11 protein-coding genes are annotated in these 13,489 nt (G+C 70.4%); 6 read left to right on the top strand and 5 right to left on the bottom strand.

The annotated features are described in order from the left end of the window. The first annotated feature begins 4 nt into the window (after positions 1 to 4). The 4 genes from HD601_RS25405 (at position 5) to HD601_RS25390 (ending at position 5,160) form a co-directional block, all read left to right on the top strand. Complete coding sequence (locus HD601_RS25405) at positions 5 to 2,206, top strand: FAD-dependent oxidoreductase (protein ID WP_184826648.1); 2,202 nt, start codon at positions 5 to 7, stop codon at positions 2,204 to 2,206. Continuing rightward, entirely contained in the window at positions 2,203 to 3,066 is an 864-nt protein-coding gene (locus HD601_RS25400) for an NAD-dependent epimerase/dehydratase family protein (RefSeq protein ID WP_221441304.1), read from the top strand. Before HD601_RS25405 ends, HD601_RS25400 begins: the two co-directional genes overlap by 4 nt. Then, positions 3,041 to 4,129 carry an NAD(P)-binding domain-containing protein gene (locus HD601_RS25395; protein WP_184826646.1) on the top strand — a complete coding sequence of 363 codons (1,089 nt, stop codon included), beginning with the start codon at positions 3,041 to 3,043 and terminating at the stop codon, positions 4,127 to 4,129. Before HD601_RS25400 ends, HD601_RS25395 begins: the two co-directional genes overlap by 26 nt. A gap of 194 nt (positions 4,130 to 4,323) precedes the next feature. Next, positions 4,324 to 5,160 carry a TIGR03560 family F420-dependent LLM class oxidoreductase gene (locus tag HD601_RS25390; RefSeq protein WP_184826644.1) on the top strand — a complete coding sequence of 279 codons (837 nt, stop codon included), beginning with the start codon at positions 4,324 to 4,326 and terminating at the stop codon, positions 5,158 to 5,160. Positions 5,161 to 5,382: 222 nt separating this feature from the next. On the opposite strand, the gene HD601_RS25385 is transcribed toward HD601_RS25390, so the two are convergent. Next, positions 5,383 to 7,077 carry a hypothetical protein gene (locus HD601_RS25385; protein ID WP_184826642.1) on the bottom strand — a complete coding sequence of 565 codons (1,695 nt, stop codon included), beginning with the start codon at positions 7,075 to 7,077 and terminating at the stop codon, positions 5,383 to 5,385. 286 nt (positions 7,078 to 7,363) lie between these two features. On the opposite strand from HD601_RS25385, the gene HD601_RS36020 reads away from it, so the two are divergent. Next, positions 7,364 to 8,270, top strand: a protein-coding gene (locus HD601_RS36020) for an IS5 family transposase (RefSeq protein WP_425503436.1) whose coding sequence is annotated in 2 segments (ribosomal slippage) — positions 7,364 to 7,726 and positions 7,728 to 8,270 — 906 coding nt in all. Because the reading frame shifts where the segments join, the coding sequence is not laid out codon by codon here. A 437-nt stretch (positions 8,271 to 8,707) separates the two neighbouring features. On the opposite strand, the gene HD601_RS25375 is transcribed toward HD601_RS36020, so the two are convergent. Next, positions 8,708 to 9,313 (bottom strand): hypothetical protein, encoded by a 606-nt coding sequence (locus HD601_RS25375; protein WP_184826640.1) that lies wholly within the window; start codon positions 9,311 to 9,313, stop codon positions 8,708 to 8,710. A gap of 409 nt (positions 9,314 to 9,722) precedes the next feature. Between HD601_RS25375 and HD601_RS25370 the strand changes: the two genes are divergently transcribed. Further along, positions 9,723 to 10,109, top strand: coding sequence for a hypothetical protein (locus HD601_RS25370; protein WP_184826638.1), 387 nt, complete (start codon positions 9,723 to 9,725; stop codon positions 10,107 to 10,109). 104 nt (positions 10,110 to 10,213) lie between these two features. Here HD601_RS25370 and HD601_RS25365 read toward each other — a convergent pair whose 3' ends face one another. The 3 genes from HD601_RS25365 to HD601_RS25355 are packed head-to-tail and all read right to left on the bottom strand — an operon-like array spanning position 10,214 to position 13,400. Beyond that, a complete protein-coding gene (locus HD601_RS25365; RefSeq protein WP_184826636.1) occupies positions 10,214 to 12,121 on the bottom strand; it encodes an ABC transporter permease in 1,908 nt (635 codons plus the stop codon). A 5-nt stretch (positions 12,122 to 12,126) separates the two neighbouring features. Continuing rightward, a complete protein-coding gene (locus HD601_RS25360) occupies positions 12,127 to 12,867 on the bottom strand; it encodes an ABC transporter ATP-binding protein (protein WP_343076448.1) in 741 nt (246 codons plus the stop codon). After that, on the bottom strand, positions 12,864 to 13,400 hold the full coding sequence (locus HD601_RS25355) for a PadR family transcriptional regulator (RefSeq protein ID WP_184826633.1): 537 nt from the start codon (positions 13,398 to 13,400) through the stop codon (positions 12,864 to 12,866). The genes HD601_RS25360 and HD601_RS25355 overlap by 4 nt, the downstream gene beginning before the upstream one ends. Positions 13,401 to 13,489: the final 89 nt, after the last annotated feature.

Genomic DNA, 13,489 nt, shown 5'->3' with positions numbered 1-13,489 from the left:
GCACATGCGGGAGCAGCAGGTCCGGCACGACGTGACCGTGGTGGGCGGCGGGCTGGCGGGCGTGTGCGCCGCCATCGCCGCCGCCCGGCTCGGCCGCACGGTCGCCCTGGTCAACAACCGGCCGGTGCTGGGCGGCAACTCGTCCAGCGAGATCCGGGTGTGGGTGGTCGGCGCGACGGCGCACGGCCGCAACCACCACGCCCGCGAGACCGGGATCATGGGCGAGCTGTTCGTCGAGAACCAGTACCGCAACCCCGAGGGCAACCCGTACTACTGGGACGCGGTGGTGCTGGACGCCGTCCGGGCCGAGCCGAACATCTCGCTCTTCCTGAACACGGACGTGCGGACGGTGGCCGCCTCCGACGGAGTCATCGAGTCGGTGACCGGCTGGACCATGGGGTCGGAGCTGCTGACGACGTTCACGTCCCCGGTGTTCCTGGACTGCACCGGGGACGGGCTGGTCGGCGCGCTGGCCGGGGCCTCGTTCCGGGTGGGCCGGGAGGCGCGGTCGGAGTACGACGAGCCCTGGGCACCGCCGGTCGCGGATGAGGTGACGCTCGGCAGCACGCTGCTGTTCTACTCGAAGGACGCGGGGGAGCCGGTCCGGTTCGTGCCGCCGTCGTTCACGAAGGACATCACCGCCACGTCGATCCCGTCGCGGCGGATCATCCGCTCGTCGGACAACGGCTGCGCCTACTGGTGGATCGAGTTCGGCGGCGAGCTGGACACCGTCCACGACAACGAGGCGATCCGCGACGAGCTGTGGGCGGTCGTCTACGGGATCTGGGACCACATCAAGAACTCCGGCGAGTATCCGGACGCCGAGAACCTGACGCTGGAGTGGGTCGGCGCGGTGCCCGGGAAGCGGGAGTACCGGCGCTTCCTCGGCGACTACGTCCTCACCCAGCACGACGTGCTCGGGCAGACCGAGTTCGACGACCGTGTCGCGTTCGGCGGCTGGTCCATCGACCTGCACCCGCCCGGCGGCATGTACGCGCAAGAGGAGGGCGCGAAGCAGCGCTACGCCGACGGGATCTACCACATCCCCTACCGCATCCTGTACTCGACGAACGTGACGAACCTGCTGCTGGCCGGCCGGAACGTGTCCGCGTCGCACGTCGCGTTCGGGACCACCCGCGTGCAGGCGACGACCGCCGTCATGGGCGAGGCGGCGGGGACGGCGGCGGCGCTGAGTGTCGCCGCAGGGGTGCCGCCGCGGTCGGTCGACGTCGGCGAGCTGCAGCGGACGCTGCTGCGGCAGGACGCGTCGATCGTGGGACTGCCGTTGTCGGATCCGCTCGATCTCGCCTCGTCCGCCTCGGTGACCGCGTCGGGGTCCCTGTCGTCGCTGTCGGTCGCGGACGGGTCGTCGCTCTGGCCGCTCGAGGCCGACGCCGGGCTGGTGCTGCCGGTGGACCCGTCGCTGCCGGTGCTCGAGCTGCTGGTCGACGCGGCCGCCGACACCTCGCTGACCGTCGAGCTGTACGACCCCGGGCCGGGGCAGAACTACGTGCCGCGTCACCTGGTGACGACGGCGACCGTGCCGGTGCCGGCCGGGTCGAAGCAGTGGGTGCGGTTCGACCTCGACTGGTCCCCGTCGACCCCGCGGAACGCGTTCGTGCTGGTCCCGGCCGTTCCCGGGGTGGCGTTGTACGTCGCCGACCGGCCGACACCGGGCGTGCTGAGCTTCACCCGGCGGCCGCTGCGGCCGCAGGACGAGCGGCCGCAGCCGCTGCGCGAGTGGACCAACCGGGAGCTGCTGCGGCGGACGTTCTGCTTCCGCGCGGGTGCTTCTGCGGCGTTCGCGCCGGCTCGTGCGGTCGACGGATACCTGCGCCCGTTCGCCGGACCGCGCACCTGGGTGTCGTCGGGCCTGCCGGCCTGGCTGCGGCTGTCGTGGGAGTCGCCTGTGACGGTCGGGCGGGTCGAGCTGATCGGCGACGACGACGTCGACGAGGACCTCATCAACCTGCACCGCCACCGCACGCCGTTCCCGATGCCGCCGACGCTGGTCCGCGACTACGACGTCGAGGCGCTGGTCGACGGGGAGTGGGTGACGGTCGCGTCGGTGACGGCGAACCGCCGGCGACGGCAGGTGCACGAGCTCTCGTCGCCGGTGACCTGCACCGCGCTGCGGGTGGTCGTGACGGCGACCAACGGCGCGCCCGCCGCCCACGTCATCGCGCTGCGGGCGTACGCGCCGTGAGGCGGGTGCTCGTCACCGGCGCCGCCGGGCGGATCGGGCGGGCGGTGCTGGACCTGCTGGCGTCCCGCGGCATCGACGCGACCGCCATGGTGCTGGAGGACCCGGGCGACCTGGCGGCCTCGCGGGTGGTCGTCGGCTCGGCCGGCGACCCGCTCGTCGTGCGGTCGGCGGTGGCCGGAGCCGACGCCGTCGTGCACCTGGCCGCCCGGCCCGCGCCGACCAGCGGCACCCCGGTCGAGGTGTTCGCCGACAACACCCGCGCGACCTTCACCGTGCTCGAGTGCGCGGGCGAGGCGGGCGTGCGGCGGGCGGTGATCGCCAGCTCGTACGGCGCCAATGGCCTGCCGTGGTCGCGCGGCCTGATCCCGCCCGCGTACCTGCCGGTCGACGAGGCGCTGCCGAGCCCCGTCGAGGACCCGTACGGGCTGTCCAAGCAGACGGACGAGCTGACCGCGGCGATGATGGCGCGCCGGCACGGACTCACCGTCGTCGCCGTCCGCTACCCGTTCATCGGCGGGGTGGAGGAGCGGCTGGCCGCGCACGCCCGCACGCTGACGGACGACCCCGCGCGCGGGGTGCGGGAGCTGTGGTCGTACCTCGACGTGCGCGACGCCGCGCTGGTCGCGCTCGACGCCCTCTCCGTCGACGACGGCGCCGCTCACGTCGTGCTGGTGGCCGCGCCGGAGACGCTGGTGCCGTACCCGACCGAGGAGCTGCTGCGGCGGTACCTGCCGGACGTGCCGGTGCGGCGGCCGCTGCCCGGGCGCTCGGTGCCGGTCGACACGTCGGCGGCGACCCGGCTGTTCGGCTTCACGGCGCGATACCCGCTTCAGGATGGTTTCCGGGCCGCCGCTGGTTGACGTGTACGTGGATGTCGTCGTGATCGGTGCCGGCCAGGCCGGGCTGTCGACGGCGTACCACCTGCGGCGGCTCGGGGTGTCGTTCGTCGTGCTCGACGGCGCCGCCACGGCGGGCGGCGCGTGGGCCTCGCGGCCGCCGACCCTGACCATGGCCAAGGTGCACGGCGTGTTCGACCTGCCGGGCGCGCATCGGATAGCTGTGGACGGCGAGACCGGGCTGCCCGCGTCGGAGGTGGTCGGGCGGTACTACGCCGACTACGAGCGCCGGTTCTCGCTGCCGGTGCTGCGGCCCGTGCGGGTGACGTCCGTGTCGCCGCTGGACGACGGGCGGCTGCGGGTGGCAGCGTCGAACGGCGCGACCTGGACCGCGCGGGTGGTCGCGAACGCGACCGGCACCTGGACCCGTCCGCACTGGCCGTACTACCCCGGCGCCGCGTCGTTCCGCGGCCGCCAACTCCACTCGTCCGACTACCGCGGCCCATCGTCCTTCGCGGGCCTTCGCGTCGTGGTGGTGGGCGGCGGGCACTCGGCCGCGCACGTCCTGTCCGAGATCGGCGACGTGGCGGCCTCGGTCACGTGGGTGACCAGGCGGCCGCCGGAGTTCCGCTCGGGGGAGTTCGGCCCCGAGGTCGGCCGCTCGATCATCGCCGACGTCGAGGCCCGGGTCCGGGCCGGCCTGCCGCCCCTCAGCGTCGTCGCCGTCACCGGCCTCGGCTACACCGACGTCGTGCGGGAGGCCCTGGCGAAGGGCGTGCTCGAGCGGCAGCCGATGTTCACCCGGGTGGTGCCGGACGGGGTGGAATTCGCGGACGGGACCGTGGTGCCGGCCGATGTGATCATCTGGGCGACCGGCTTCCGGGCCGCCCTGGGTCACCTCGCCCCGCTCCGGCTGCGCGAGCCGGGCGGCGGGGTGCGGATGGACGGCACCCGCGTGGCTCGCGACCCACGGATCCATCTCGTCGGCTACGGCCCCTCCGCCAGCACCGTCGGCGCCAACCGGGCCGGCCGCGACGCCGCGGTGGAGATCAAGGACTTCCTGGCCCGGGTGCCCGCCGCCGCCTGACCGCCCGTGACTGTCGGTGGGCTCGGTAGGGGTTTCCGCTGGATTGCGGGCCCGTTGTTGATCATGGAGAAGGTCGGTTTCCACGTCGCCCGGAAGCCGACCTTCTCCATGATCAACCAGGAACCGAGAGGTGATGCCGCCGGCCCGGCTCGGCGTCGCTCTCCGTCCCGTCAGGGGCGTGGTTGACTGACGGCGTGCGCTACGGACTGAAGCTGAGCCAGCAGGCCCCCATCGACGAGTACCGCGCCGTCTGGCGCATCGCCGACGAGGCGGGCTTCGACCACGTGTGGAACATGGACCACTTCGCCACCATCGGCGGCGACCCCGACGGTGACATCTTCGACGCGTGGGCCCTGCTTGCCGCCATGGCCGAGTCGACCACCCGGGTGCGCATCGGCTGCATGGTGACGGGCAACACGTACCGTCACCCTGGCGTGCTCGCCAAGATCGCCACTACGGTTGATCACCTGTCCACCGGCCGGCTCGAGTTCGGCATCGGCGCAGCATGGGCCGAGTACGAGCACACGATGTTCGGCCTTCAGTTCGGGACGGCGGGGGAGCGGCTCGACCGGCTCGAGGAGGCCTGCCAGATCATCCGGTCGCTGTGGACGTCGCCGCGGACGACTTTCGCGGGTACGCACTATCAGGTGACCGACGCGGTTGCGGAGCCGAAGCCGGTGCAGTCGCCCTACCCGCCCATCTGGATCGGCGGCAGCGGCCGCAAGCGAACCCTCCGCATCACCGCCCTCTACGCCGACGCCTGGAACTCGACCGGCGTCGAGCCTTCGGAGTTCGCGGAGTTGTCGGGTGTCTTGGATGCTCACTGTGCTTCGGTGGGGCGGGATCCCGCGGCCATCCGGCGCACCATGCAGCTCCGGTTGAGCGACGATGTGGCCGACGTGCTTTCGCGGGTGGAGGCATTCGCCGCCGTGGGCGCCGACGACATCATCCTCATCACCCGCCCCGGCTCCGCCGAGGCGCAGGCGACGGCGGCGGCCGAGCTGCTCCCGCAGCTCCGCTCCATCGGCTGACCGAGCTGGGCTGCGGCTCGGGATCATCGCAGCTCAAGGGGAATGTAGGCACTCCACGACGTCTTTCCGCCCATAATGGGCTACGTCGATCCCGCAGCCGAGACGTCCGTCGAGTCGCGCCTCGGCGAGCGGAGTTCGGCAGGTCGGATCTCTGCGATGCGAGTGTGCGATCGTCCCTTCCACCGTCCGTTTCCCAAAGACTCATGTGCCCCACGCCTGGCTTCAAGTCCCAGTCGCCCCACCAGCACCGCCTTCGAGCTCGTCAAGCTCCGCTGGGTCGTCGAAGAGCATGGGAATGGCCGGCTCCTCCGACTCCAACTCCGACTCCGACGCCGACGTGCCCGCGATCGTCCGCGTCGGTTTGGGCGCGACCTGGAGCTTGGTTCTCCACTCGGGTCCGTATACCCACTCGGCCCGTCGCAACCGGTCGAAGTCGCTCGTCCGCTCCCAGAACGCGGGGATACCCTTTTGCAGCCGCTTGACCGTGAGTTGGCCAAGATCGACCATGTAGACGACACATTTGACTCCGCGCCAGTTCGGTGTGTTCGGCACGGTTTCGCGGATCCGATGGAGCAGTCGCAAGTTCTCAAGCTGGCGAATCTCGCTGCCCCATGAGCCTTCATCAAGATCCTTCTGGCGGATGAGGACGAAGGCAGTATCGCCTTGTTCGCGTACGAAGTCGCAGATGTCGCGCCACCGCTCCCGCAGCCGCGAAGCGTCGTCACCCGCATCGAGGTTCAGTTCCTCGTCTTCCTTCTTGTTCATGCGCCGACTTGCGGCGGAATTGACGTCCTCGGCCTGGATGTTGACCAAGGTCGACAGTGATGGAGCTTGCTTCTTGTTCAACCGCTCGACAGCGGCATCAAGTGCGCTCCCAGTGAGGGTGATGTAGTCGCGAGCTACTGCACCGCCGCAAGCAAGCACCATTCGGCTGCGGGCCGTCTCGGTGAAGAGTTGAGCGGTAGTCAAGCCAAGTGGCTGGATCACCCCGTCGAGCATCCGCTCGAGGAAGCGCTGAGCTGTTCCGAAGTCGTCAAGGGTGACATCGATCGGTAGGGGGTGGATGTCTTGATTGGGCTGCATGCCGATCGCTGGGTCCCCGTCTCTGAACGGTCGCATGCGCTCGCCCACGCCGCCGACCTTGAGCCAGATCCCGGTGCCCTTCGCGACGGTCTTGAGGTAGTCGAGAACCTCGGGCTGGTCCGCGAGCCTGACGTAGTAGAAGTCATCGATGAATACCGCAGCCCGGTCGCCAGCAGATTGTCGCACCAGGGTTGTGAGCTCGTCGGACAGTCGACTTGCCAGCTGTTGTAGGCGCTCGATCTTCGCCTCTTCAAAAGCAGCGGTTTCTGTCATCGAATCCGCAGCACGTGTTGTACGGGCGGCCTCGCCACCGGCCTCTGCGCCGGCCCCGTGGTGGCTTGCGCGGAAACTGCCCTTGCCGGAGACGTTCGACGACTTGCTCCGCTGTCTCGAGCGAGTCATCTGCTTGTTCCATGCCTGCGGGTCGTTGAGCATCTGGCTGAGTTCACGACGAGTCGCCTTGAACTGGCGGCGAAGTCGAAGGTCACCCATGAGAGACCTGCCGAGGTGCACGCTAGGTCGGATTTCGTCCAGGAGTTTGATGAGGATCTCGATCAGGACATCCGGGAACGGTCGGTTCTTGAACTTCTCCATGTCGATCACTGCGACCTGCGCGCCCGACTCACGGAGATGAACACGTACAACGTGGAGGAGCGTGGACTTTCCGGTTCCACGTCGCCCGGAGATCAGGTGGTGCTGGCGGGCTTTCAGCGTGTCCGCGTGTCCGGGTCGAAGTTCAACGAACCGCTCAACGGCACGCTCTGCGTTCGACTCGTCCGTCCGGGCGGCTTCAGTGAGGGCTTCCCTCAGCGGACCCAACTTCGAGTAGTCCACGCCTGCGGCTTTCAACCCAACCTCCAAGACCTGGCTATGTGCGCTCATGCTAGGCGGCGCACGACTCAGTCGGGGACCTTCGAGGACGGCGCGCTCGCCCATAGCGCGTTCGGGCACGGACGGGCAGGGGTCTGTTGCACGTTCAGGTGACCCCCTTGATCCGACTTGTGTCTTACCGCCGCGTACACGGCTGGCTCGGATGCGGACTCGAGCCCGTGGCGACTCTGTCCACCAAGAGCCGCGACAGCTAGAGCGTGTCTGACAAAGTTCCGGGATCGTGTCGGGGATGCTCGGGGTCGTGTCTCGGTTTCAGTTGCTCTCTGATGCGCAGTGGGCGTTGATCGCTGATCTTCTTCCGGCTCGTACGGGTCGGCGGGGGCGCCCGTTCTCCGACGCGCGGGCGATGGTGGAGGCGATCGTGTACCGGTATCGGTGTGGGATCGCCTGGCGGGACCTGCCGGGCGTGTTTGGGCCGTGGCAGACGGTGTGGACATGGCATCGGCGCCTGGCCGGCGACGGCACCTGGGACGCGGTGCTGGCCCGGTTGACCGCGGCAGCGGACCAGGCTGGGCAGCTGGGCTGGTCGGTGTCGGTGGATTCCACGATCGCTCGGGCTCATCAACACGCCACGAACATGAAACGCCTCGCGGGGGGCTGGGTCGAGTTACACGTTCTCGACCAGCGAGCCGCCTGACCACGGTCTGGGCCGCTCCCGCGGCGGGATGTCGACCAAGGTCCACCAGCTCGTCGACGGGCACGGACTGCCGTTGGTGATCGCGCTCAGCGCCGGCCAGGCCGGCGACTCGCCGGCATTGCTGCCGCTGCTGGGGCACCTGCAAGTGGCGCGCCCGGCCGGGCGGCCCAGGACCCGGCCCGACGCGCTGCGCGGGGACAAGGCGTACTCGTCTCGCGCGATCCGCGCCCACCTGCGCGCCCGCGGCATCAAGGCCGTGATCCCCGAACCCGCCGACCAGGCCGGGCACCGCAAACGACGCGGCTCACGCGGCGGACGCCCACCGGCGTTCGACCCGGACGACTACCGAGGCCGCAACGTCGTCGAACGCTCCTTCAACCAGCTCAAACAGTGGCGAGGACTGGCTACCCGGTTCGACAAGCTCGCCATCGTCTACCGCGCCGCCGTCGTCCTCAACGCCGTCATCTCCTGGACCCGACATTTATCAGACACGCTCTAGCTCGTGTGGCAGGCCGGGGCGCACCAACGACAGCTGTTCACCTGGCTGAAGTGGATCTTGGCGGCCTGCACGGCAGGGGAGCAGGTCTCGTGGTGCCCGAGGTCCACCCGGTTGGCGGATGTAGGCAGGCACCATTTGTTGGCCGAGACGTCGTGGACCTCGTGGTCGCCATTCGGCTGGGCGTTCCTGTTCACGCAGTATCTAGGCATGCGTCGACCCCTTTCAATGGGAACCCAGGGTGGCAGACACCCACGACACAACACCGGCGAACCGATTCACGGCACGAATGCACTGCCTCTTGGGTGAAGCCAGATTCAATTCACCCCGCCGCTTGCGTCCGCGTTCGCTGAACCACCATGTCCGCCCGTGTCATTTCGCCGCCTTGGCGGTGGACTCTTCCCAGGCGTGGTGAAGGTTGTCTGCACTGCAGCTCGAGGTCACTCGTGCTGCCATCTCAACTCCCACTGCTCTGCCATGTACATGCCCCACGCAGTGTCTTCGTCGCGCTGGTGCCCGCAGGCGATGCACAGCCCGACTGTCATCGTGCCGCCGCTGTTGTCGTAGCCGAGCGGAACGAAGGTGCGCCGGAAACACTCGTTGCACTCCTCCGGGTCCATCACATCGAGCAGATCCTTGACTCGGCGAACGTCCCGTTCCGCGTAAGCCCGTGCCTTCTCGTAGAACAGCGTCACCATCATGTCGTCCACCGTTCGGTGGGCTCCAACGTGGTGAAGCACTTCGAGGCCGTCGAACTCGTCAAGTTCACGCAGAGCTGTGAGGTGCTTCGATCCGAGTTGAATCCACTCGTCATCGGCTCGGCCATGTCGCAGCGGCTGGGTCAGATCGAGCCCCTCCGCTAACGTCGCCTGGTTGACGCTGAGGCCGAGCGCGACGGCCTTGGGCAGCAGGACGCTAGCCGGAAGGGTGAAGCCCCTCTTGTCGATCACGGCCGCGGGATCGATCGCCGCGACGATGGCGAGGAGTCCGTTTGTCAGAGCAACATCGAACGGGCCCTCGGGTGGGACCCGATTCTCGTCGAGCACTGAGACGTTCAGTGCGTATCGAGCCTGCCGCATGACCTGCCGACGAACGTGATCTGGGGTCCATTGATCTGGGGTCACGTCGCCGGCCTCCCGTCGCCTCGTGTCATGGGGTGACACTAGCGCCGGGGCAGGGCAGGGCCGCATCATCGGTGACGGGTCGGATTAACCTGCTTCGCGTCGCGTCGCGCCCCTGCAGATGCGTCATTTCGCCGCGAGTGACGCAGAGTGCGCCCCACCAAAGGGCCATCCGGCATGCCGTCATCAGCGCGTGCGCCGACACCCCGCAGGTAGATCTCGCTCTCCCCACATGGGAGCCGTCGTCGCATGGGTCAGCGGCTCGGTCGGGTCAGGCGCGGCTTACGGGAGTAGGTTGAGCAGCGAGGACTCCTGTTCCTAGGAGGTGAGCGCCATGGGCGCCTTCACCGTCGAGTTCGAGAACCAGCCGGGGCGGCTCGCCGAGTTGTGCGAGGTCATTGCGGCGCGCGGCATCAATCTCGTGATCTGCGGACTCGCGCACGGCGAGACCGGCACGGTCGCGTTCATCGCCGATGACGAGTCGGCGGCACGGACCGCGCTGCAGGACGCCGGGTTTGATGCCCAGGAGCGGGACGCGCTGACCGTCCGCCTGAAGAACGCTCCCGGAGCGGGGGCGGCCACGTTCCGCAAGCTCGCCGAGGCCGGGGTGAATGTCGAGGTGTTCCTGCCGGTGCGCGTCTCGGACGCCCAGTTCGTCGGTGTGCTGTGCGTCGACAATCGGGACGCCGCGCGGGCGGTGCTCGGCGACGTCGTCGGCTGAGGTCGCGTGTCGAGGGCGGGTCACTACCGCTCTGGCAGCAGCAACTCGCCCACGACGCGCATCAGGAGCGGCAGGCCCGGCCAGACCCGACCGGGCCCACCGCGTCAGGCGGTCTCCGCCTGCAGGATCGGGGCGACCGGACGGCGGGCGGCGAGGCGCGCCGGAACCAGCGTCAGTATCGCGACCACGATCACGAGGCCGGGGACCAGCGCGACCAGCCACCAGATCGGCGGCATGGGGACCTCGTCGGGATCGACCGCCGCGTAGAGGGCCAGCCCGCCGCCGACGCCCAGCAGGGCGCCCACGAATGCCGGCAGCACCTGCGCGAGCGACAGGCCCGCGCTGAGCTGCGCCGGCGTGGCACCGAGCGCCCGGGTGACCGCGGATGCGTGCCGTGAGTCGAGGACGGTCGCCCAGGTCGCGACGATGGCGTTGACGGCGGCCATCGCGATCAGCGTGATGGTGATGACCAGCAGCACGTCGCCCAGCCGCTCCATACGGGCGTCGGGGTCCTGGGCCAGGTTGGACCTGAGCTGCGCGTTCGCTCCCATCGCCGCGACGATGCCGCTGACGGTGACGGTGATGCTCGCGATGCTGAGCACGAACCGCCGCGGTCGCCGTCCGGCCACCCGCAGCGCGATGAGCAGCACCACCGGCAGCCGGGCCGAGAGCGCGACCAGCCAGCCGACCCGGCGGGGCGGCCGGGCGGACTCGTTCAGGGCGGCGACGGTGCTGGTGCGGGCCGCGCGGATCGCGGGGATGAAGGTCGCGAGCACGGCGACACCCAGCGCGATCGCCGTCACCGTCGCGATGGTGCCGACGGTGAGCGATGGGGTGCCCGCGCCGCCGATGAGGCCCAGTGTCCGGTCGGTGATCGCCGGCGCCACCAGACGCCCGGCGACCAGCCCGGTCGCGGCCGCGACGAGGGCGACGAGGAGGTACTCGGCGAGCAGGACGGCGGCGACCAGCCCGGGCGTGCCGCCGACCGCCTTCAGCAGTCCGACCCGCCGCGTCTGGTCCGCCATGCGCCCGCCGACCAGGACGGCAATGCCGGCCACGGCCAGAACGCCGAGCAGCCAGCCGCCGGTGAGCAGGACCCGCTGCGCGTTGCGCTCGATGTGCGTGACCTGCTCGACGATGTGCTGCCACGGCTCCAGCCAGGGCACGTCCTCGATGCTCGGGCCGTCGGGCATGCGGGCATCGGCGAACGCCTGGGCGCTGTCCGGGTCGGCCAGTTGGAGGTACACGACGTGGGAGACGGCGTCGGGCTCGGCGGCGAGGGCGGCGACGTCGGCCTCGGGAACCCAGATCAGACCGGGGTCGGTGACGGTGTTCTCCCACGCCGGCGGGCCGGTGACGCCCGCGCCCGCGGCCTCGGGATCGCCGCCGGGCTCGACTGCGGCCTGCTCGCCCTCGTCGCCGGAGGGGCCGGGAGCGCACGGGACGAGGCAGCTCGCCCACGGGTACGGCGTCATCGCGGCGGTGACGGCGATGCCTGCGACCTCGACGGACTCGCCGCCCAGCGTGACGGTGTCGCCGGCCTCGATGCCGAGTTCCTCCGCGAAGGCGGCCTCGACGACCACGCCGTCATCGCCGTCCGTGCCGAGCCACTCGCCGTCGACGACGGCCGGCTGGTCGACGGCGACAGGCTCGACCGGCCGCCCGACGGCCTGCACGTCGGCCGTGCGGCCGTCGACCTCGATGCTGGTCGCCGCGACCCGGAACGGGCCGCTGCTGGCCGTGACACCGTCGGCGGCGGTGAGCTCCTCGAGCTGGGCGGGGTCGGCACCCTCGCCGGTGAACGGGTTCTGCATCATGCTGGCGACGATGTCGGGCCCGGCCGTCGCCTCGCGGGTGCGCTGGTAGGGGTCGCCGGCGATGCCGTGCATCACCAGGCCGAGCGTCAGCGTCGTCGTCGCGGCGACGATGGCGAGCAGGAGCAGCGCGGCCTCAGCCGGACGCCGTCGTAGATCACGGGCGGCCAACCGGGCCACCAGCAGGAGCCGGCCCATCGCCGTCAGCCCTCGAACCCGGCGAGCGCGCCGAGGCGCCCGGTCGTCCCGCCGGTCAGGCGGGTCTCGTCGACGAAGGCGCCGTCGCGCATGGTGATGAGCCGGTCCGCCGTCGCGGCGATGCGCTCGTCGTGCGTGACGATGACCAGCGTCTGGCCGGACTCGTGCAGCTCCTCGAACAGCCGCAGCACGTCGAGAGTGGCGGCGCTGTCGAGGTTGCCGGTGGGCTCGTCGGCGAGGACGAGGACCGGCTCGTTGCTGAGCGCGCGGGCGACGGCGACGCGCTGGCGCTGGCCACCCGAGAGCGCGGCGGGCAGCCTGCCGGCCTTGTCGCCGATGCCGACGCGGTCCAGCAGCGCGATGGCGCGCGCCCTGGCCCGACGGGGGGAGTGCCCGGCGAGCAGGGCGGGGAGCTCGACGTTCTCGACGACGGTGAGCTCGTCCATGAGGTGGAAGGCCTGGAAGACGAAGCCGACGTCGGTGCGGCGGAGGCGGGCCAGCGCCCGCTCGTTCAGCCGGTCGATGCGTCGGCCGGCCAGGTCGATCTCGCCCCCGCTCGGCCGGTCGAGCCCGCCGACCAGGTGCAGCAGGGTCGACTTGCCGCAGCCGCTGGGTCCCATGACGGCGACCGTCTCGCCCCGCGCGACCTCGAGGTCGACGGCGTCGACGGCGCGGACGAGGCCTTCGCCGTCGCCGTAGGTCTTCGTCAGCCCCCGTGTGGCGAGGGCGAGGCCGGTGGTGGTCACGATGTGCTCCTTCGTGTGGTCCAGCTGCGTTCGCAGGCCTCGAGCCAGCGCAGATCCGCCTGGAGCCGGAGGACGATGCCCTCCAGGAGCAGGCCGGCGTCGGAGCCGTCGGGCTCGGCCATGGCCGCCCGCTGCGCCTCGCGCAGCCGGCGCAGCAGCTCGCGCCGCTGGGTGTCGACGATGCCGAGCGGGTCGGCGAGCCCCGCGGCCGCAGCGGCGACCAGCTTGAGGTGGAACTCGGCGAGGTCGGGCTTGGGCCAACTCACTTCGGTCAGCCACTCGGCGACGCGCTGCTGGCCCTGCGGGGTGAGGGCGTAGGTCTTGCGGTCTGCGGGCTCTCTCTTGGTGGTCGACGGCGACGGGGTCTCGGTGGTGACGAGGCCGGCCTTCTCGAGCCGGGTCAGGACGACGTAGACCTGGCCCGCGTTCATCGCCTCGCCGACCGGGCCGAGCGCCTGCCGCAGCCGGGCGCGCAGCTGGTAACCGTGCGACGGCTCCTTGGCCAGCAGTGCCAGGACCACTTCCTGCTGCATCGGACCTCCCGTATAACCGTTAGGTCCGACTATAACCGTTAGCCGTACGGCGTCAAGAGGGGCGCCACCGCGGGTTTCGCGGCGACGCC

It is taken from the genome of Jiangella mangrovi, assembly GCF_014204975.1.
Lineage (GTDB): Bacteria > Actinomycetota > Actinomycetes > Jiangellales > Jiangellaceae > Jiangella > Jiangella mangrovi.
Note: the sequence above shows the minus strand (reverse complement) of the source record. Positions and strands in the feature narration are given on the sequence as shown.

Excerpts from the sequence above, each read along its gene's own strand:
- HD601_RS25355 (WP_184826633.1), bottom strand. The coding sequence starts at position 13,400 with ATGCAGCAGGAAGTGGTCCTGGCACTGCTGGCCAAGGAGCCGTCGCAC.
- HD601_RS25395 (WP_184826646.1), top strand. The coding sequence starts at position 3,041 with ATGGTTTCCGGGCCGCCGCTGGTTGACGTGTACGTGGATGTCGTCGTG.
- HD601_RS25365 (WP_184826636.1), bottom strand. The coding sequence starts at position 12,121 with ATGGGCCGGCTCCTGCTGGTGGCCCGGTTGGCCGCCCGTGATCTACGA.
- HD601_RS25405 (WP_184826648.1), top strand. The coding sequence starts at position 5 with ATGCGGGAGCAGCAGGTCCGGCACGACGTGACCGTGGTGGGCGGCGGG.
- HD601_RS25370 (WP_184826638.1), top strand. The coding sequence starts at position 9,723 with ATGGGCGCCTTCACCGTCGAGTTCGAGAACCAGCCGGGGCGGCTCGCC.